Raw genomic sequence first — 18160 nt, forward strand, 5'->3', positions numbered from 1 at the left:
CATCCTCCAGGAGCGTGGACAACTCGACGAAGCCCTCAGAATCCGGACCGAAGAACAACTGCCCGTCTTCGAAGACCTCGGCGACGTCCGTTCCCAGGCCATCACTCAGAGCAAGATCGCCGACATCCTCCAGGAGCGTGGACAACTCGACGAAGCCCTCAGAATCCGGACCGAAGAACAACTGCCCGTCTTCGAAGACCTCGGCGACGTCCGTTCCCAGGCCATCACTCAGAGCAAGATCGCCGACATCCTCCAGGAGCGTGGACAACTCGACGAAGCCCTCAGAATCCGGACCGAAGAACAACTGCCCATCTTCGAGCAGCTCGGCGATGCCCACTCGCTTGCCGTCACCCAAGGCGAAATCGCTGATACCCTGCAGGAACGTGGACAGCTTGATGAAGCTCTCCGACTCTATGAACAGGAAGTGCTCCCCGGTTTTGAAGCACTGAAGCTCCCCGCAGAGAGCGACCGCGCGCGAACACGGATACGTGAACTACGAGCGAGACTCGGATGACGCTTGCGCTGGCGGACTGACACGGTCCTGGGGGCACCACAAAGAAAAAGGCAGGTCGCAGGGGAACTCCCCACAACCTGCCTGCTCTCGCTACTCTACAGCGAGGAACGCCCAGGCTCGATCTCGTCAGCTCACGCCGACCAGATCGTCCTGCTTCGAGCTCTTGAGCCCCTGGATCTGGACCACCGGCGGCGCCTCCTCCTTCAGCACGTGCTGGCGGTAGAGCGCGGCCATCTGCTGGTCGTAGGCGGCGTCCTTGGCGGACTTGCCGTTGGCGCCATTCGTTCCGTTGGCTCCGTTCGAGGCGCCGTTGCCGTTGGCCCCCTTCGCCGCGGCCCGCGCGGCCAGCTTCTCCTGCCGCGCGTTCTTGGCAATACCCTGCGCGTCGAGGTCGGTCTGGATGCCGGCCGCGACCGCTTCGGGGTCGAGCACCAGGGAATGCTCCTTCGAATCGAGGTTGACGTTCTTGCCGCCCGCGAAGATCTCGTGCCGGCCGCGCTCCTCGTACCACTTGGTGAGAGTGGCCGTCATGTGCATCTTCTCGATGATGTTCCGCCAGCCGATCCCGGTGTTGTAGGCGCAGAAGGAGATCTCCCCTTCCTGGGTCGCATACGGAATGATGCAGCGCTCGGTGCGGCGGAAGTCGTAGTTGAACAGATCCTGGAACCACATGCCGGCCACGAAGAGGAAGTTCCAGCGGTCCGAGCGCCGCTTCGCGATGTCGTCCTGCGTCCGCTCGCCCGACACACTGCCGTAGTCCTTGCCGGTCGCGCCGAAGGTCTTGTCGAACTTCTTCAGCAGGTCGACCAGCTTGAAGTGGGTCGGCGCGTTGAACGGGTCGTAGTTGCGCATCAGCGCCAGCGCCATGCCGACCACCGAGCGGAACCGCCCGCCCGCCCCGTCGTTCACCCGAGCGATGTCCTTGGCGAGCTGCTCGCCCCGGACGAACTTGGTGAACGGCACCGCCTCCTTCGTTTCCTTGTCGATCATCACCGCCATGCCGACGCCGCAGTTCGGGTGGCAGCCGCAGTTGAGCTGGCCCCAGCTCTCCTCGGGCCCGTGCACCAGGTCGGCCCAGTCGGTGAACGTGCCCATGAAGGAGATCGGGAACCAGTCGCGCGCCGGTTCGCCGATGCCGGTCTGGTTCTTCACGTCGTGCGCCAGATGCGACAACGTGTAGCGTTGCGCCTTGCGGCGCTCGTCGGTGATCTCCTCGTCGCGGCCGGTGAACGACACCGGCTGGAACGACAGGAAGCTGATGGTCTTCGGGTTGTCGAGCGCGAACTGCACCACCCGGCCCACCTGCTCGTTGTTGATGCCGTTGATGATGGTGATGACCGGCACGATGTCGACGCCCGCCTTGTGCAGGTTCTCGATGGCCCGCAGCTTGACGTCGAACAGGTTGCCCACTAGACGATGCGAGTTGGCGGCGTTGCCGATGCCGTCGAACTGCAGGTAGGCGTAGCGCAGGCCGGCGTCGGCCGCCGCGCGCGCGAAGTCGAAGCTCTTCGCGAACTCGATGCCGTTGGTCGCCGCCTGGACGCTGTTGTAGCCCACCTTGCGGGCGTAGCGCACCGCGTCGAGGAAGTACGGCGATATGGTGGGCTCGCCGCCCGAGAACTGCACGGACATCTGGCGCCGTGGCTTGATGGAAATCGCGTTGTCGAGCAGCGTCTTGATGTCGTCCCACGACAGCTCGTGGACGAAGCCCACCTGGTTCGCGTCCATGAAGCAGGGGTCGCACATCATGTTGCAGCGGTTCGTCAGATCGATCGTCAGCACCGAGCCGCGGCCGTACTTGATGGTGCTGCTGCCGTGGTTGTGCAGCTTCTCGTCGTTGTGGGCGCGCATGTCGCTGCCCGGGAACGACTCCTCGAGGTGCTTGAAGAACTCGGTGTCCATCGCCATGACGTCCTCGAACCGCCCGTGGATCGGGCACTCCTTGACCATGACGATCTCGCCGTCGCGCTCGATGATCTGCGCCTTGATCTCGCCCACCTTCTCGTTGAGCAGGATCCGGTAGTCCTTCTTGCCGTCGAGGATGTCCTGGCGCGCCTCGCGGACGCACATCGGGCAGAGCGAGTCGGTCTCGCGCGGCCACCCGAGCGGCGGCTTCACCTTCTGGTGCGACTTGAGCAGCGGCTTGTCGGACCAGGCCGGCGTGAAGGACGGGTTCTGCATGAACGCGTTGTAGCGGTCGTAGACGAACCACGCGCCGTTCGCCGCGATGGACAGTCCCTTTTCGAAGTACTTGACTGGCTTGTGCATCGTTTGATCTCCCTCTGAGATCGGTATTCTCGGGTTCACGGTCCGACCCTGGCCGGACCGGTTCTCGCTCGTGCCGTTCTTGCGGAGGATATACGGCGATTCGGGCCGCAGACTACAGAATTGTCGCGGAAGGGCGGAACGGACGCCTGAGCGGGCAGGAACGGTTCCGAACGGCCCGCACCGCCGGTGGCGGAATCCCGTGGAGCATCGAAAGTCCCGTGGAGCATCGAGAACGCCGGTGTGGACCGGGCAGCAAGCCCAACACGGCGACACGTGGTCAGAGATCGTGCGCTTCGAGTGCGTACTGGCGAAACGTCAGACTGATCCTGCCGAGCAGATCGAGAGCCGGCGGCGCGGACCCGCGCAGGATACGCGCCACCCCGTGATAGCGCAACCGACTCGGTCCTCCCATCACGAACGCGTCTCCGGATCGTAGTTCGATCGTCGTCGTCGATTCCCAGCGCCGGAACCCGCCGAGGAGGAACCGGCCGGTCTCCCCGAGCGAGAGCGAAACCACGGGCACCCCCGCATCGAGCGTGGATGCGTCCTCGTCCTTGTCCTGGTGCAGGCCCATCCTTCCGCCCTCGCCGTAGCGGTTGACGAGGCAGATGTCGGGATCGAGAGCGAAACCGACCCTGGCCGCCGCTTCCACCGCCGGACGCGCGAGCTCGGGGGGCAGCGGCGGCGCCGGCCGCCCGTCATGATCCGACCGCTGCCGCTCGTACGTGTAGGTTCGCGCGTTCCAGTGACGACCGAGGCAGAGCATGTCACAGTGCATGAAGCCGCCGCCGCGCACGCGGGGACGATAGAACCCGACCGGCCCGTCCGCCAACGCCTGCACCATCGCCGCCACACGCCGCTGCTCGGACGGCGACAGATATCCCCGCAGATGGAAGGCGCCGGGCGCGAGCGGAACGACCTCGACCGCAGACATGACCCTCCGTGACCCCCGATCGGCGCCCGGACATGCACCGTTATCGTCCGAAGCGACTCGTCGGAACGTTGCATTTCATCGTACCGCTATCATCATCGCCATGCCGCGCTCTTCCGACGTCGTCGTCGTCGGCGCCGGTGCGTTCGGCGCGTGGACGGCCTGGCACCTGCACCGGGCCGGGCATACGGTGGCCCTCGTCGACGCCTTCGGAGCCGGCCATTCCCGAGCCAGCTCCGGCGGCGAGTCGCGCATCATCCGCATGGGCTACGGCGACCGGACGCTCTACTCCCGCTGGGCGCTCGAATCGCTTCCGCAGTGGAAGGACCTCCTCTCGGATGCCGGCCGGCCGGACCTCTTCCGCGAGACCGGCGTGCTCTGGCTCGGGCATGACGATGACCCGCACGTGGACGTCACCGCCCGGACGCTGGACCGTCTCCGGGTGGTCACGGAATCGCTCGGCCCCGCGGACCTGCGGTCACGGTTTCCCGCGCTCGACTTCACCGGCATCACGCGCGGAATCTTCGAGCCGGGCAGCGGAGTCCTGCTGGCCCGTCGCGCGGTCAACGTGGTGGCCGAACAGGCGGCCGGCCGCGGCGTCGACTTCCGTGTGGCGGCGGTCGAGCCACCCTCGCCCGACTGGTGCGGCGAAGCCCTGAGTCTGAGCGACGGCACACGCCTGTTGGCCGGGTTCTTCGTCTTCGCTTGCGGTCCCTGGCTGCCGAAGCTGTTCCCCGACCTGCTCGCTCCGCTGCTGCGCCCGACACGCCAGGAGGTCTTCTTCTTCGGGACGCCCGCCGGGGATCGCCGCCTCGCGCCGTCGTCCCTGCCCGCGTGGATCGACTTTCACGCCGGGGCCTACGGCCTTCCCGACATCGAAGGCCGCGGCGCCAAGGTCGGGCTCACGGCGCTCGGCCCGGTCTTCGATCCGGATCGCGGCGACCGCACGCCGTCGGCCGAGGGACTGGAAACCGCACGCCGGTTCGCCGCCCTCCGGCTCCCGGGACTCCGCGATGCGCCGGTGCTGGAAGCCCGGGTCTGTCAGTACACCAACACGCCGAGCGGCGATCTCCTGCTCGATCGGCATCCGGACCACGACAACGTGTGGCTCGCCGGGGGCGGTTCGGGGCACGGGTTCAAGCTCGGGCCGGCCGTCGGCGCCTACATGGCTTCCCGGATCACAGGTCCTGCGGCGGCCGAGGAGCTCGTCGGCCTGCCGGCGAAGCGGCCTGAACAGGACCGGACCGTTCTCTGAGGCGCGCCCGCCGTCAGGAAGTCACGGATCGCGTAGCGCCCGTCGCCCCGGTCCGTACGGCTCCGCCGTGGCCGCGGTACCGGTGCGCCAGGCGCGCGCCCAGCAGAATCGCGAGGATGACCGCATAGATCAGCGGCTCCCCGATGTCGATCTTGACCAGCCAGAGGAAGTGCACGACCCCGGCAACGGCGCTCGCGTAGACGAGGCGGTGCAGCACCGCCCAACGCCTGCCCAGCCGCCGAATCCAGCCCTGCGTCGAAGTGACGGCCAGCGGGATCATCAGCACGAAGCCGACGAATCCGGCCGTGACGTACCTCCGCTCGGCGACGTCGTCGATGATCAGGAGCAGATCGAAGAAGTGATCGAAGACCAGGTAGGTCGAGAAGTGCAGAACAGCGTAGAAGAAGGCGAACAGACCGATCATCCGGCGGAAGCGGATGAGCCCGTTCCAGCCGGCCAGCCATCGCAGCGGCGTAACCGCCAGCGTCACCAGCAGGAACCGCAGCGCCCAGTCGCCCGTGCGGTGCGTGATGTCCTCGATCGGATTGACGCCGAGACCGCCGGTGAACGCGTCCCAACCCAGGAGAAGCGCCGGGATCAGACAGGCGAGGAAGACGAACGGCTTGACGCGGGGGATCCAGGACGCTGTCGCCATGCGCTGCGAATTCGGGCGCCGGCCCCCGCGGAGCGGGAACCGGGAGGCCGCGGCCGATTCAGTAGTTCCGCACCAGGTCCATCCCGTCGTACATCCGGGCGACCTGGTACCCGTACCCGTTGAACTTCTGCGTGCGCTGCCGGAAGAAGTTGCCGATGCGCCGTTCCATCGCCTGGGACCAGCGCGGGTGATCCACGTCCGGGTTGACGTTCGCGTAGAACCCGTACTCGTGCGGGATGGCGACGTTCCACGTGTTCCGGGGCTGATCCTCGACGAACTCGATCTTCACGATCGACTTGATGCTCTTGAAGCCGTACTTCCACGGGACGACCAGGCGAATCGGCGCCCCGTTCTGGTTCAGGAGCGTCTTGCCGTAGATGCCCACCGAGAGAATCGTCAGCGGGTTCAGCGCCTCGTCCATCCGCAGCCCCTCCACGTACGGATACCGGAGGTTGCGGGCGCGCTGGCCGCGGAACTCCGACGGGCGGTACAGCGTCTCGAAGCGGACGAACTTCGCCCGCGAGGTCGGCTCGAAGCGCTGGATGAGATCACGAAGCGGGAAACCGACCCACGGTACCACCATCGACCACGCCTCGACGCAGCGCAGCCGGTAGATGCGCTCCTCGAGCGTATGCGGGCTCAGGATGTCCTCGAGCGCGTAGTCCGCGGCCGGGCGGTTCATGTGGCCCTCGACGCGCACCGTCCACGGCTTCACGGTCAGCTCGTCGGCGTACCGCTTCGGGTCTTCCTTGTCGAGACCGAACTCGTAGAAATTGTTGTAGCTGGTGATCTCCTCGTAGGAGTTCTGCCGCTCGTCGGTGCTGAACTGGCTCGGCCGCAAGTCCGGGAGATCCTCCTGCGGGGCGGCCCGCAGCCCCCCGGCCGGCTGCCCCAGCACGGCCGCGCCGGCGGCGCCGAGCGCGGCGCCGGACGCCGCGTGGATGAACTCCCGGCGGCTGTAGTAGAGCCGCTCGGGGGTAATCTCGGACGAGCGGATGTCGGGGGCCTGTTTGATCAGCATCGGTCTACCTCTGACTCGTGACGCGTCAGCGTCGAGATTCGTGCTCTCCGTTCATGGTCGCCCCGCGGACGATCCGTTGTCAACAGGCGCGTCCCCGCCACGTCCCCGGCGATCCCACCACATCCACCCGGCGACGCCCGCGACGAGTCCGTACTCGAGCGGCTCGACCCATACCGGCAGGATCCAACCGTCTCCCGCCAGGTGCGGGGTCCACACGGTGTAGGTCAGCATCGAGGCCAGCGTCCAGACGGCGAGCGGCCAGAGCGTGCGGGGTCCGAGAAACGGGATCAGCCAGACGAGATACCACGGGTAGATCGCCGGCAGCAGCAGGACGGTAGCCGCCAGCGGCCAGGCCCAGGCCGCCGGGTCGTCGCGATGGCGCGTCCGCCGCGCATGCACCGATACCGCCAGGCCGCCGGCGACAGCCAGCCCAATCGCCGGCGCCGTGCCGATCCACGTCGCGAGCCACCGGAACAGCGGGCCGTTGAACCGCCACTGCGCCAGGTAGGTGCCGAGAGAACCGGCCGGAAGCTGCCAGCCGTCGAGGAACGGCACGTACAGCAGCACTATCAGCAGCGCGCCGGCCGCGGCGTCGACGAGCCGGATCCGCCTCCAGAACAGCGGCGCCAGCACGACCGGCAGGAACTTGACCGCGACGGCGCCGGCAAGGCCGACCGCCGCCAGGAGCGAACGGCGGCGAGACAGCGCGTAGGCCGCGGCAACCAGCAGCAACGCGCCGGGAATGTCGACGTGGGCCCCGCCAGCCCCCTCCAGCGCGGCCAGCGGGTGCCAGGCGTAGGCCAGCACCCACCAGGGACTGCGGCCGGTCGCGCCGAGCCAGCGCCAGATCACGCCGACGATCAACAGGTCGCAGACCAGCACCGCCGCCGCCATCGCCGCCACGGACTCGTGCACCGACGTCACGCCGAGAAAGAAGCGCTGGGCCAGCGGCGGGTAGATGGACGGAAGCACTGCGCTCGTCGGATCGATGCGGCGCGTGAGATCCGTGTGGAGATGGGCCAGGGCGGGGTCGGCCGGGGCCGCTTCGAGAGGATTGACGCCGTGCTGCTGCACGCGCCCGTCCCAGACGTAGCGATAGGCGTCATCCGAGACCAGCGGCGCCGCCCCCAGCAGAACCAGGCGCCAGGCGACGGCGAGAAACAGACACAAGGCCAACCCGCGGCGGTCCTCCCGCGGGGACGGGCGGTGACCGGCGAGCCGGTCGATCAGGCGCAGCGCCGCAACATAGACAATCGACGCCAAGGCCAGCAGCGCGACGAAAGCCTCGGCCTGCCGGCGGGCGTCGAGCACCGTGGCTGCGGCCATCACGACCAGCAGCACGACGCCGCACGCCACGATGCGTCTGCTCGCGGTCTCCGCGGCCGACGCACCACCGCGAATCAACGCCTGAACGAGCCGCGCGGCCACGATCAGCAGCACGAAGAACGCCTCGGCCTGCCACCGGGAATCCAACGTCGCCAACACCAGCGCCGACAGCAGTGCAACGCCGCTGACGACGATGTTCCTGTTCATCAGCCTTCCGGTACGCCGACCGAGGGGGTGTGCCGAGCGGGCTCCGACGAGCCCATCCCGTAGTACCACCGCCCGAGCCGGTCGGGGGAAACACCGGCGCGGTAGAGCGCCAGCAAGGCGAGATTCAGCACGGTCCGCCGCAGCCAGCCGTCGCGCTCCCAGCGGCGGGCGGAGGCCCGTACCGACACCGGCGGAAACCAGAGCCGCCCCCGCCTGCGCAAGCGTCGAACGAAATCGACATCCTCCATCAGCGCCAACGGCCGGTAGCCTCCCAGCGCCTCGAACGCTTCCCGGCGGACGAAGATCGCCTGGTCGCCGTACGGCAAACGCAGGCACCGCGTCCGGACCGCCACGCCGCGCTCGACGACCCGGGCCGCCCAGTGGGCGGATGCGAGAGCCAGCCGGAACGCTCCGCCGGCAACCTCGGGCCGTTCCTCCGCCTCGTCGAGCACCGCCAGCCAACCGGCGCCGAGCCGCGCGTCGGCATGCACGAAGAGCAGCCATCGACCGGACGCAGCGCGCGCCCCGGCGTTCATCTGGCGGCCCCGGCCGGGATCGCTGTCGATCCACCGCACGGAGGTCACGCGCCGGCGCAGCGGGTCGAGAGAACGATCGCCGGCGTCGCCGTTGACCACGACTATCTCGACGCGCGGATCGAGGGGGTCCGCCGGGAGTGCGTCGAGCAACCCGCCGAGCTCCGGCGTATCCCGGAGCACGGGCACGACGAGCGAGACGAGCGGCCGGGAACGATCCGCAGACACCACCGACAGGGTATCAGTCGGGCGGCCGCAGGAGCGGGAGGGATGGGCCGAACGCCGAGCCGGCGAGGCGTTTCGGGGCGCTACCGCGGCAACCCGAGAAAGCGCGCGGATTCCGACCAGACCCGTTCGAGGCTGCGGCCGAGCTGGTGGTCGTCATCGAGCATCACCAGCGTGACGTAGGGCCGGGCCGCCGCGTAACGTGCAACCATGTCGGGATCGACCACGTCGTCGCGCCGTCCCTGCAGCACGAGCGTGGGGACTGGCCGCCGCGCCGCGAACGAATCGTAGCGCCGCGCGTCGCGGAACAGCTCGTAGTGCACGCGAGTCGGCTTGCCGGAAGCGTAGTGCGTCAGCTCCCACCAGCCGGTCTCGCGCCAGCGGGCCATGCCGGCAGCGCCCAGATCGCCGACCGGCCGGCGGCCGAAATCGAGAGCCGGGGCCAGCAGGACGAGTTGCGTGATCGGCTGCGGCGCCTTCGCCGCGGCCTGCTCGGCGGCCTGCAGGGCCACGAAGGCGCCGAGGCTCGACCCGAATAGCGCCACCGGCCCCGCCGGCAGCGTGGAGACGAGCGCCGCCGTCCGTTCGATCATCCGCGACGCGGTCAGCGTGGAGAAGTCCGGCTGGTTCAGATCCGGGCAGTGGAACGCCACCCCGTGCGCGGCGAGCCGGCGCTTCAGGAACTCGGCCTTCGACGACGCCGGTGACGAGGCGAAACCGTGCAGATAGACGACTTGCGGCGTCACAGTCGATACGGGCAATCCGGCCGGCAGCGGCACGGGATCTCGCCGTCCCCCTCGGTGTTGTAGTGGAAGGTCAGCTCCTCGCCCGCCCCGATGTTGCGCGCGGCGACGATCCAGATGGTGTCGACCACCACGGACGCGTAGCAGTTCGGCTTGCACGCGTGGTTGATGAACCTCGAGAGATTGCCGCCGACGTGGCCGTCCCGGACGAACAGGTGGTTGATCCGGAAGCACCAGATCTCCCCCCGCATGAGGTAACGGTCCTCACGCGCCAGGCTGTCGCGCACGCGAATCTTCTCGCCCGCGTAATGGATGATCCGCTTGTTCTTGTTGATGTCCTCGAGCGCGAAGACTCCCCAGCCGTGCAGCTTCGAGCGCTTCCGCCTGATCTTCGGGAAATAGAGGCCGGTGGCGTAGGGATCGGAGTGGTCGCGCGGCCTGTCCGGAACAGTGCGGGCACGCCGGTTGCCGCTCCTCTCCGCCGACGCTCCGACTGCTTCCACCATGCCGCCGATTCCCGGATCCACGCGATCACGGACCGTGCCGCCGCGCATTATAGCGGCGCTCCCGCCGCACCCGACCGTGGGGCGCCCCCGGCCGGCGCCCTCGGCCGGGCGCCCGTCTATAATGCCGGCCGATGTCCGCGTGGTGCCATGAACCGCCGCCGCCGCTGCTCCTGTCCGGCATCGAGCAGTTCAATCGAGGCGAGTTCTTCGAGCAGCACGAGACGCTGGAAGACCTCTGGCGCGAGGAGACCCGCGCGGTGCGCCGGCTGTACCAGGGCATCCTGCAGATCGGCGTCGCGATGTACCACATTGCGCGCCGCAACCACCACGGCGCGGTCTACATGCTGACGCGGGGGCCCGCCTACCTGCAGCCGTTCACCCCGGCGTGCCAGACCGTCGACGTGGCGGACCTGCTCGCCCAGGCGGCGCGCGTTCGCGCTGAGGTCGAGCGGCTCGGCCCCGAGGGCCTCGCAGGCTTCGACTGGACGCTGGCCCCGCGGGTCCGGCTCACCGGATGAGAACGAGAGAGACCACCCCGATGCCCACGCCGCGCTTCACGTCTGAGACCCTTGCCTTCCTCCGGGCGCTCGCGCGCCACAACGACCGCGACTGGTTCCGCGAGCACCGCGAGGAGTACGAATCCCACGTCAAGGGACCGATGATCGCACTCATCGAGCGCCTGGCAATCGACCTCCCGGGCATCGCGCCGGATCTGGCCGCCAACCCGAAGACGTCGATGTATCGCATCCACCGCGACACGCGCTTCTCGGCGAACAAGGCGCCCTACAAGACGCACGTCGCCGCAATCTTCCCGCACCGCACGTTGCCCAAGCACGAGAGCGCGGGACTCTACGTCCACGTCGCGACCGACCAGGTCTTCATCGGCGGCGGGCTGTACCGGCCGCAACCGCGGCAGCTCCATCGCCTACGGGAGTACATCGCCACCAACAGCGAGCGCCTGCGCGGTCTCGTCGCCGCGCCGGCATTCCGGCGCAATTTCGGCGAGCTGTCCGGAGAGGGGCTCAAGCGGGTGCCCCGCGGCTTTCCCGCCGATCACCCCGCCGCGGATCTGCTCCGGCTGAAGCAGTTCCTGGCCGGCTGCGAACGGCCGGCGGCGTTCGCGATCGGGCCGCGCTTCTACCCGTCGCTCCTCCGCCTCTTCTCTCACCTGGCGCCGCTCATCGACTTCCTCAACGCCCCGCTCGCCAGCCGCGCGCTCCGCCTGGAGGAAACTTTGCCGGCCGGCCCGCCGTCCAACTGAGCAGAAGGAGCTGCTCATGCCACGCCTGCTCGCGTTCGCCCTTTTCTGCGCCGCGCTCCCGTTCCTGGCGGGTTGCGATCTCGCGCTCCGGTCCACCCTCGTGTTCGGCGAGCGCCGGCCGGCCGACGAACTGTTCGAGTGGCAGGGCCGAATCGCCGCCGGCCAGCACGTGGAGATCAAGGGCGTCAGCGGAACGATCACCGCCGCGCCGGCGACGGGCGGCCTCGTGGAGGTGACCGCGGACCGGCGCGGGGCCAGGAACGATCCCAACGAGGTTCGCATCGCAGTGGTGGAGCACCCGGCCGGGGTGACCGTCTGCGCGGTGTACCCGCGGGAGGGCAACCAGTGTCTCCCCGGCGAGGAAGGAAGGCTGAGCGCCCGCAGGAACGACGTCGACGTCGAGTTCGCGGTGGGCGTTCCGGCCGGCGTCGACTTCGTGGCGCGTCACGTCAACGGCAACATCGGTGCGTCCGGCTTGACCGGCGACGTGGAGGCGCACACCGTCAACGGCAACATCGAGGTCACGGCCGGCGGGCACGCGCGGGCCGTGACCGTCAACGGCTCGATCCGGGCGGCCATCGGAGAGAACGACTGGGATGGAGAGGGCTTTTTCGAGACCGTCAACGGCAGCGTGACCCTGACCCTGCCGGAAGCCGCCGACACCGACGTGTCGGTCCGCACCGCGAACGGCTCGATCCGCAGCGACCTGCCGATCGCCGACACCGACGAACGGCGCCAGCGCTTCGAGGGCCGTCTGGGCGACGGCGGAGGCACCCTGCGCATCCGTACCGTGAACGGCTCGGTCCGACTGCGGTCCGCCGGGTAGTCCGCGTCGTTGCCCCCGCGCGGCCGCCCGCGCGATCAAGACTTCGGGCGCCCGAGCACGTGACGGAGCGCGTCCTCCAGATTCGGGTAGCCGAAGGCGAAGCCGCCGTCGCGCAAGCGGGCGGGATGTACGCGGCTACTCGCGAGAAGCAACGCATCGGCCATCTCTCCGAACGCCAGCCGGGCGCCGAATGCCGGCACCGGGATGATGGTCGGACGGCGCAGCACGCGGCCGAGCGTCTTCGTGAACTCCGCGTTGGAGACCGGGTTCGGGGCGACCATGTTGACCGCACCGCTCAGGCCGTCCGTGCACAGGGCGTGCAGGATGCCGCCCAGCACGTCGTCGAGAGCCACCCAGCTCATGTACTGCCGGCCCGAACCGATGACGCCGCCGACGCCCATGCGGAACGGGAACAGCATCTGCCCGAGCGCACCGCCGGCCGGGGTCAACACGATGCCGATCCGCAGGTGCACCACGCGCAACCCGGCCTCGCCCGCCGGCGCCGCCGCGTCCTCCCAGGCCTGACAGACCTCGGGCAGGAATCCGCCCCCCGGCGCCGACGATTCGTCGAGACTCTCGTCCCCCCGGTCCCCGTAGAACCCGACCGCCGAGGCCGCGACCAGCGTCTGCGGCGGCCGGGGCAGGCCGGCCAGCGCCTGTGCGAGACGCCGCGTGCCGTCCACCCGGCTGTCCCGGATTCGCGCCTTGCGGGCCGCGGTCCAGCGCCCCCCGGCGATGTTCTCCCCCGCCAGGTGCACAACGGCGTCGACCCCGTCGAGGGCGCCGGCGGACAGCGCACCGGTAGCCGGATCCCAGCTCGGATCGCCGCCGGCGGCGTCCCGGCCCGCGGGCACGCGCCGCAGAACCACCGCCTCGTGCCCCCCGCTCCGCAGGAACGGCACGAGCGCAGACCCAATCAGACCCGTCGCCCCGGTAACCGCAACCTTCATCGGTCTTCCTCCATATCGACGATGCCAGCCCATGTCGACGGCCGTCACGCGCTGGCGGTACGTGAACAGACGATCGAGCTCCCGGCGCGCCGACGGGCGCGCCGGGATGCTGCACCAGCCGCCGGGCAACGCGTATCGCACGTCGTCGACCAGCATCGACTCTCCGGCCGCGAGCGGCTCGAAGCGATGCTCATGTTCCCACGCGGCGAAAGGACCGGCAATCTGCCGGTCTCTGAACGATCGGCCGGGAACGCATGGGCCATGCTCGGCAACCCAGCGCATCCCGAACGGGCCGATCGGCACACGCAGGATCACGCGGGTTCCGGCATCGAGGGAACGGCCCGACCGAGCGATGACGCGTACACGGCTCCAGGGCGGCGTCAAGCGCTCCAGGGCGCCCGCCCGGACATGCCACTCGAACACCTCCGAACTCGATGCGGCGACGCGACTCTGCCGACGGTACTGCAACATTCGTTGACTCCGGGAGTCTCGCGCCATCGAACTCGCGCCGCGACCCAAAGGTCGCGCCGCGACCCGAAGGTCGCGCCGCCCCTTAGGGAACGGTCACGACCAGTGCCCGGCACGGCTCCCCACCGACGCGGCGGTAGCCGTGCAGCACCGTCGCGTCGAGGTACGCGGCGTCCCCCGCCGCCAGGGTCTCCTCCGCATCCCGCACGTACAGGCCGAGCGTGCCTTCGAGCACGTAGACCAGCTCGACGCCTTCGTGCTTGTGCAGACGCACGTCCTCCATCGGCCGCGCCTCGAACTCGCCGAGGTACGAGTGCATCCGCTTCCTCTCGGCGCGAAAGTCGAGCGATTCGAAATGGTAGGCGACCTCCTTCGTTCCCATGCGCTCCGGCAGGCGCAACCGGTCTTCACGCCGTACGACGGTTACCACCGGTTGGTCGTGGCTGAAGAAGTAGTCGAGGCCGACGTTGAACACCAGCGCAATCCGCAGCAGCGTCGGCAGCGTCGGGTACATCCGGCTCCGCTCGATCTTCGAGAGCAGCGCCGCCGAGAGCCCCGTGTGCGCGCCCAGCTCGACCAACCCCATGTGCTTCCGCGTGCGCAGGTCGCGCACCTTCGGGCCGATCCCGTACCGGTCCAGGCCGTTCTGCAGGGTCTCGGTCAGCGCCATCCGGATCCGCCCCCAATCCGATCTCCCGCGACGCGACGCGACGCGACGCGGTGCAGCGCGGACTGCTGTTTTCTTTATACGTAAGTAAATTTAATCTACACTCTATTGCGTGACAGCGCAAGAGGCCGGGCCGAGCCACTCGATCGGTATCGAGAATCGACCGCAAGGGGGCTGGCGCCTGTCCTGCGAACAGTGGTTGCCGGGAACGCCGGCGAAGGTGTTTCCGTTCTTCGGCAGTGCGCGGAATCTCGAGCGGATCACGCCGCCGTTCCTGAGATTCCGGATCCGCCGCGTGCGGGGGGAGCCGCTCGCTGCCGGCTCCCTGGTCGACTACAGTCTGCGGCTGCACGGCCTGCCGATCCGCTGGCGGACGCTCATCGAGGTCTGGGACCCGCCCCACCGCTTCGTGGACCTGCAGGTCCGGGGTCCGTTCAGGCAATGGCGCCACGCCCATACCTTCAAGGACTCCGGCGACCGGACTCTGGTCTCCGACGTGGTCGATTTCGATCTCTACTGCCGAACGCTGGCCCGCACAGCGTTGCTCGCGTGGATCAACGCCGACCTGAGGGCCATCTTCGCGTATCGGCAACGCGCGACCGCGCGTGCGTTCCAGCCCGGTTCCGGGCAGGAGCCTGCGCCGTAGACCAGGTCGAAACTCCTATCGGTCGCGCCTGGGCGGCCTGGGCAGAAAGGCGGAGGTCCGCGCGACATAGTCGCGATACGCCGGCTTTTCCCGCAGAAGATCGCTCTCCAGCAGGCGCACGCCGGAGACGCGCAGCAGCAGCCAGGTCAGGAGCAGCGGGCCGACGACCGTCCAGTAGGTGCCCGGCGCGGTGCCGGCGAGACACCACAGGCCCCACCAGAGAACCGCCTCGCCGAAGTAATTGGGGTGCCGGGTAAACCGCCAGAGACCCCGGTCGCATACCCGGCCCCGATTCGCCGGGTCCGCCTTGAACCGCGCCATCTGCCAGTCGCCGGCCGTCTCGAAGCCGAAGCCGACGAGGAACAGGAGCGCTCCCAACGCGTCGAGCAGCCGGGACCCGTCGGGCTCCTCCACGTGCATCACGGCCAGCAGCGGCAGCGAGACGACCCAGGCGAGGGCCGCCTGCAACCAGAACACGACGAACAGACTCGTCCACCGGAAGCGCGGCCGGCGCTCGCGCATCGCGCGGTACCGCTTGTCCTCCGCCGCGCCCCACCCGCGCCACGCGAGGTAGCCGGACAGCCGGACAGCCCAGAGACCGACCGCGGCCAGCACGACGCCGCGGCGCAACGTCAGGCCGTCGGCGCCGCTCGCATAGACGCACGCCGCGGCCAGGATCGCTAGGCTCCAGAAGATGTCGACGATGCTCACGTCGCGGCGCGCCACGCTCGCCGCCCAGACCGCGGTCATCAGCGCGAGCAACGTTCCCAACCCGGCGACGGCGCTCGCGGTCATGTGGATCGGGCGGCCGGAGAGGACGCGGCCGAGCCGTTGGTCTTGCCGCGGCGCAGGAGATAATGGGCCACGAACCACTCGCGGCCCGCACGATACCCGAACAGCTCCGCGCAGGCGAGCAGGAACAGCCGCCACCGCCCGACTCGCAGGTGCCCCGTGCCCGGCGCCTCCCCGGCGCCGAGCACCTGCTCCGCCTCGGCGCGTCGCGCGTCGAGGTTCGCGAGCCACGCCCGCAACGTCCGCTCGTAGTCGCCGCCGCCGACCTCCCACCGGCGCTCGAGCCGCAGCGGCCCGGCGCAGCGCGGCAGCAGATCGACGGACGGCATCATGCCGCCGGTGAAGAAGTGCCGGGCCATCCAGTCCGCACCGCCGTCCACCTCGAAGAAGTAGCAGTACCGCCGGTGGCAGAAGAGGTGCACGAACAGGGAACCGCCGGGGACCAACCACGAGGCGATCCGCCCGAGCAGGAGCTCGTAGTTGCGCATGTGCTCGAACATCTCGACGGAAACGACCCGATCGAATGTCCCGACCGGCCGGAAGTCGTTCATGTCGGCTGTCACGACCTGCAGGTTTCCGAGCCCGAGCCGGTCCCGCCGCGCCGTGATGTACCGCGCCTGGCCGGTGGAATTCGAGACCGCGGTGATCTGCGCGCGCGGATACCGTTCCGCCATCCACAGCGCGAGAGCGCCCCACCCGCAGCCCAGATCGAGCACCCGCATCCCGTCTTCGAGCTCCGCGCGATCGGCGGTCGCCTCCAGCATCGCGGACTCGGCAGCGGCCAGCGTCGTGACCCCTCCCGGCCAGAGCCCGGCGCTGTACTTGAGCCGTGGACCGAGAAGAAGTCGGAAGAACTCGGCCGGCGTCTCGTAGTGCTGGTCGTTCGCGGCCGACGGCGCCACCGCGACAGGCCCCTGCCGCATGAGCACCCGGTGATCGTCGACCGTCCGCGCACTCCCGCCGCCGGCCCGCCGACGCTCCGCCCGCAGCCGCCCGCGGAGCAGCGAGCGGATGCCGAGTCGAATCAGCCCGTCCGGCATCAAGCCGCGTTCGGCCGCCGCCAGCGCCGGGGCCAGGGTCACGCCGCGCCCGCCCGATTCAGCACGAGCTGCACGGCGCCGATGGTGCGCTCCAGAAAGCCCCCCTCGCAGTACGAGAAATAGTAGTCCCAGAGCCGCAGCAGCCGCCGCGGGTAGCCGAGCGTCTCGAGCTTCGCCCGGTTGGCGGCGAGACGCTCCCGCCAGCGCCGCAGGGTCGGGGGATAGTGTTCCGTGATGTCGTGCCGGTCCGCGATCCGGAACGCGGTCGCGCGCGCCAGGCGTACCCGCAGATCGGCGAGGCACGGCAGGAACCCGCCCGGGAAGATGTGCCGCTGGATGACGTCGACCGAGCGCCGGTAGGCGTCGTAACGGTCGTCTGCGATGACGATCCCCTGCAGCAGCATCCGGCCGCCCGGCTTCGTCAGGACGTCGCACACCTGCAGGTAGCGGTCGAGAAACCGCTGTCCGACCGCCTCGATCATCTCCACCGACACCAGCTTGTCGAACCGCCGGCGCACGACGCGCGGCAGGTCGCGGTAGTCGGTGTCGAGCACCGTGACCCGCCCCTCGAGTCCGGCGCGCGACACGGCGGCGTGCGCGTGCCGGTACTGCTCGGCGGAGATCGTCGTCGTCGTGACGCGGCAGCCGTAGCGGGAAGCGGCGTGCAGCGCGAGGCTGCCCCAACCGGTCCCGATCTCGAGCAGGTCGTCGGCGGGAGACAGATTCAGCCGCCGGCAGATCAGATCGAGCTTGTGCCGCGAGGCTTCCTCCAGCGTGCAGGCGCGGCTCGGAAAGACCGCGCAGGAATAGGTCATGCTGGAATCGAGGAAGTGCGCGAAGAAATCGTTGCCGAGGTCGTAGTGCGCGGATACGTTCCGGCGACTCTGCAGCCGCCGGTTGCCGCGCAGCCGGTGCAGCGCGGTGTGCAAGGCAAGCGCCGCGCGCGACAGCCGGCCGTCCAGACCGGCCGCGGCGCGTTCGTTGCGGACGACGAGCCGGATCAGAGACGTGAGGTCGTCGGCCGACCACCAGCCCTCGGCATAGGCTTCGGCCGCGCCGATGGTGCCGCCCAGCAGAAGGGCACGCCAGGTACGCCGGTCGTGTATCTCGACGCGGGCAGCCAGCGGCGCGGATCCGGGCTCGCCGAAGGTGTGCCGCGAAGCGCCTTCGATCACGTCCAGACGTCCGCCGGCAAAGCTGCCGAGCGCCCGTGCGACCGGCCAGGGCAGACCACCCCCGGGGGGGGGGGGGGGCGCCGCGCGCCCGCCGGGGGGGGGGCGGGGGGGGGGGGGCGGGGGAGAGCGGGGGGGGAGAATTGGGAGGTGT

19 protein-coding genes are annotated in these 18160 nt (G+C 69.3%); 6 read left to right on the forward strand and 13 right to left on the reverse strand.

Annotated elements, in window-relative coordinates:
• Position 1 precedes the first annotated feature (1 nt).
• Positions 2–514, forward strand: coding sequence for a tetratricopeptide repeat protein (locus tag F4X11_02090; GenBank protein ID MYN63811.1), 513 nt, complete (start codon positions 2–4; stop codon positions 512–514).
• Between the two features lie 126 nt (positions 515–640).
• Here F4X11_02090 and F4X11_02095 read toward each other — a convergent pair whose 3' ends face one another.
• Both F4X11_02095 and F4X11_02100 read right to left on the reverse strand, forming a co-directional pair.
• A complete protein-coding gene (locus F4X11_02095; protein MYN63812.1) occupies positions 641–2782 on the reverse strand; it encodes a radical SAM protein in 2142 nt (713 codons plus the stop codon).
• A gap of 277 nt (positions 2783–3059) precedes the next feature.
• Positions 3060–3716, reverse strand: coding sequence for an alpha-ketoglutarate-dependent dioxygenase AlkB (locus F4X11_02100; protein MYN63813.1), 657 nt, complete (start codon positions 3714–3716; stop codon positions 3060–3062).
• Here F4X11_02100 and F4X11_02105 point away from each other — a divergent pair.
• A complete protein-coding gene (locus F4X11_02105; protein ID MYN63814.1) occupies positions 3715–4968 on the forward strand; it encodes an FAD-dependent oxidoreductase in 1254 nt (417 codons plus the stop codon). The genes F4X11_02100 and F4X11_02105 overlap by 2 nt on opposite strands.
• A gap of 13 nt (positions 4969–4981) precedes the next feature.
• On the opposite strand, the gene F4X11_02110 is transcribed toward F4X11_02105, so the two are convergent.
• The 6 genes from F4X11_02110 to F4X11_02135 are packed head-to-tail and all read right to left on the reverse strand — an operon-like array spanning position 4982 to position 10232.
• A complete protein-coding gene (locus F4X11_02110) occupies positions 4982–5623 on the reverse strand; it encodes a sulfoxide reductase heme-binding subunit YedZ (GenBank protein ID MYN63815.1) in 642 nt (213 codons plus the stop codon).
• Positions 5624–5681: 58 nt separating this feature from the next.
• The gene (msrP, locus tag F4X11_02115) at positions 5682–6644 is read right to left on the reverse strand and encodes a protein-methionine-sulfoxide reductase catalytic subunit MsrP (protein MYN63816.1); all 963 of its coding nucleotides are present in this window, start codon (positions 6642–6644) and stop codon (positions 5682–5684) included.
• Between the two features lie 51 nt (positions 6645–6695).
• Positions 6696–8177, reverse strand: a complete 1482-nt coding sequence (locus F4X11_02120) for a hypothetical protein (protein MYN63817.1) — start codon at positions 8175–8177, stop codon at positions 6696–6698.
• On the reverse strand, positions 8177–9058 hold the full coding sequence (locus F4X11_02125) for a glycosyltransferase (protein MYN63818.1): 882 nt from the start codon (positions 9056–9058) through the stop codon (positions 8177–8179). Before F4X11_02125 ends, F4X11_02120 begins: the two co-directional genes overlap by 1 nt.
• Positions 9019–9837 (reverse strand): alpha/beta fold hydrolase, encoded by an 819-nt coding sequence (locus tag F4X11_02130; GenBank protein ID MYN63819.1) that lies wholly within the window; start codon positions 9835–9837, stop codon positions 9019–9021. Before F4X11_02130 ends, F4X11_02125 begins: the two co-directional genes overlap by 40 nt.
• Complete coding sequence (locus tag F4X11_02135; GenBank protein ID MYN63820.1) at positions 9678–10232, reverse strand: SET domain-containing protein; 555 nt, start codon at positions 10230–10232, stop codon at positions 9678–9680. Before F4X11_02135 ends, F4X11_02130 begins: the two co-directional genes overlap by 160 nt.
• 83 nt (positions 10233–10315) lie before the next feature.
• On the opposite strand from F4X11_02135, the gene F4X11_02140 reads away from it, so the two are divergent.
• Genes F4X11_02140 through F4X11_02150 form a run of 3 tightly spaced genes read left to right on the forward strand, consistent with a single transcriptional unit; the run spans position 10316 to position 12271 of the window.
• The gene (locus tag F4X11_02140; GenBank protein ID MYN63821.1) at positions 10316–10702 is read left to right on the forward strand and encodes a DUF309 domain-containing protein; all 387 of its coding nucleotides are present in this window, start codon (positions 10316–10318) and stop codon (positions 10700–10702) included.
• Positions 10699–11445 carry a DUF2461 domain-containing protein gene (locus F4X11_02145; GenBank protein MYN63822.1) on the forward strand — a complete coding sequence of 249 codons (747 nt, stop codon included), beginning with the start codon at positions 10699–10701 and terminating at the stop codon, positions 11443–11445. Before F4X11_02140 ends, F4X11_02145 begins: the two co-directional genes overlap by 4 nt.
• Before the next feature lie 16 nt (positions 11446–11461).
• The gene (locus F4X11_02150; protein ID MYN63823.1) at positions 11462–12271 is read left to right on the forward strand and encodes a DUF4097 family beta strand repeat protein; all 810 of its coding nucleotides are present in this window, start codon (positions 11462–11464) and stop codon (positions 12269–12271) included.
• Positions 12272–12306: 35 nt separating this feature from the next.
• Here F4X11_02150 and F4X11_02155 read toward each other — a convergent pair whose 3' ends face one another.
• Entirely contained in the window at positions 12307–13692 is a 1386-nt protein-coding gene (locus F4X11_02155; protein MYN63824.1) for a TIGR01777 family protein, read from the reverse strand.
• 82 nt (positions 13693–13774) lie between these two features.
• On the reverse strand, positions 13775–14359 hold the full coding sequence (locus F4X11_02160) for a helix-turn-helix domain-containing protein (GenBank protein MYN63825.1): 585 nt from the start codon (positions 14357–14359) through the stop codon (positions 13775–13777).
• A gap of 109 nt (positions 14360–14468) precedes the next feature.
• Between F4X11_02160 and F4X11_02165 the strand changes: the two genes are divergently transcribed.
• Positions 14469–15002 (forward strand): SRPBCC family protein, encoded by a 534-nt coding sequence (locus F4X11_02165; GenBank protein MYN63826.1) that lies wholly within the window; start codon positions 14469–14471, stop codon positions 15000–15002.
• A gap of 15 nt (positions 15003–15017) precedes the next feature.
• Here F4X11_02165 and F4X11_02170 read toward each other — a convergent pair whose 3' ends face one another.
• From F4X11_02170 to F4X11_02180, 3 genes are all read right to left on the reverse strand, one after another.
• On the reverse strand, positions 15018–15797 hold the full coding sequence (locus F4X11_02170) for a DUF1295 domain-containing protein (protein MYN63827.1): 780 nt from the start codon (positions 15795–15797) through the stop codon (positions 15018–15020).
• Positions 15794–16834: a class I SAM-dependent methyltransferase gene (locus F4X11_02175; protein MYN63828.1), complete on the reverse strand. Its 1041-nt coding sequence runs from the start codon at positions 16832–16834 to the stop codon at positions 15794–15796. The genes F4X11_02170 and F4X11_02175 overlap by 4 nt, the downstream gene beginning before the upstream one ends.
• Positions 16835–16872: 38 nt before the next feature.
• Positions 16873–18160: class I SAM-dependent methyltransferase (locus tag F4X11_02180; protein ID MYN63829.1), on the reverse strand; the 1288-nt coding region annotated here is incomplete at its 5' end.

It is taken from the genome of Acidobacteriota bacterium (assembly GCA_009861545.1).
Lineage (GTDB): Bacteria > Acidobacteriota > Vicinamibacteria > Vicinamibacterales > UBA8438 > WTFV01.